This window comes from Bacillus sp. JJ722, assembly GCF_036963345.1.
In the GTDB taxonomy this organism is placed as follows: domain Bacteria; phylum Bacillota; class Bacilli; order Bacillales; family DSM-1321; genus Bacillus_AD.
This window is the reverse complement of the sequence record NZ_JBALMO010000423.1, coordinates 1-1,192: the sequence shown is the minus strand read 5'-3', so window position 1 is coordinate 1,192 and position 1,192 is coordinate 1. Positions and strand designations below refer to the sequence as shown.

The 1,192-nt window shown below is 27.5% G+C and carries 2 protein-coding genes; both read right to left on the bottom strand.

Features of this window, described 5'->3' with window-relative positions; translation table 11 throughout:
- The coding region (locus V7014_RS27030; protein ID WP_335512205.1) for a hypothetical protein at positions 1-278 on the bottom strand (278 nt) is incomplete at its 3' end.
- On the bottom strand, positions 271-1,192 hold a 922-nt coding region (locus V7014_RS27025; RefSeq protein ID WP_335512202.1), incomplete at its 5' end, for a glycosyltransferase. The genes V7014_RS27030 and V7014_RS27025, both read right to left, overlap by 8 nt.

The following is a 1,192-nucleotide window of genomic DNA, read 5'->3' as shown; positions in this document are numbered from 1 at the left end:
ATTGATAATAGTAAAGTTACAAAAAAAACTGGAACGATAATAGTATAAAACGAAAGACTTCCAAAAGAAAACTTCATAATTGGTGACCACGGCAGAAAGAATAACATAATATAAAGAAAGTTTTCTTTTGGGTTTAGTAATACTATGGTTGCAAATCCTATAAGTGCAAATAATATTATCCCTTTATTACTAAATGCATGCCCGAATGATAAAACAAACACAGCTAATAAAGAAAATAATAATATGTTTTTGCTTTTTTTTTCGTAATTTTCAACCATTCAATATAACCCTTTCCAACATATGATCAAATTGCTTTAATGCTTGTTCATTATTAGATTTATGTAGTTTAAGCTTTTCTCTAATGTCTTCTAGTTCATTTAAATGATTTAAAATATATTCTAATTTCGTTTGAATTCCTTCAGTTGAATTTTCACAAACCCACCCTGCATTGGCATCAATAATCATTTCTTTTGTCGAAATAGTTTTAGTTGCAAGAATTGGTAATCCTAAGATCTTCGCTTCATCAAAAACCATCGGCGCAGCTTCATGATATGAAGGTAAAAGGAATAATTCTGCGTTTATCATATATCTATATGGATTATTCTGATTGCCATATAGAATAACCTTTCCTTCTAGTGAATGAAATTCAATTAATTCTTCAATTGTCTTTTTTTGTTCTCCTTCACCAATAATATGCCAACATATTTTATAATTTTTCTTTATAAGCTTAGCAATAATATCCATAGTTCTAACTATACCTTTTTCTCTACTTAAACGAGAAACTGTAACAATATTAAAACTATTAGAATTATATACAATCGGTGATACATTTGCTTTTTTTATTATTTCATTATAATTTTGACAATTTTTTACACACAAGGTTTTTGAGGTTAGATCAGGAATTGACTGGATAAACCTATCTTTACAACCAACTGAAACAGCAGCTATCGTTTTGAATTTTTTATATATTCTGTTATTTTTCGTTGTTTTACCACCATAGTTTAAATAATCACAGTGTATATAAGCGATTTTTTTCTTTGTAGCTACTTTTTTTAGAACAAATTCATTGCATCCACCATAAAAATCCTTATCATTTGAACTATGTAAATATGAAATAGCCACATCAAAACCCTTCAATTTTTTCTCAGTCGATACAACCAACTGAATTGGCATTGTATTATTAAATAATTTT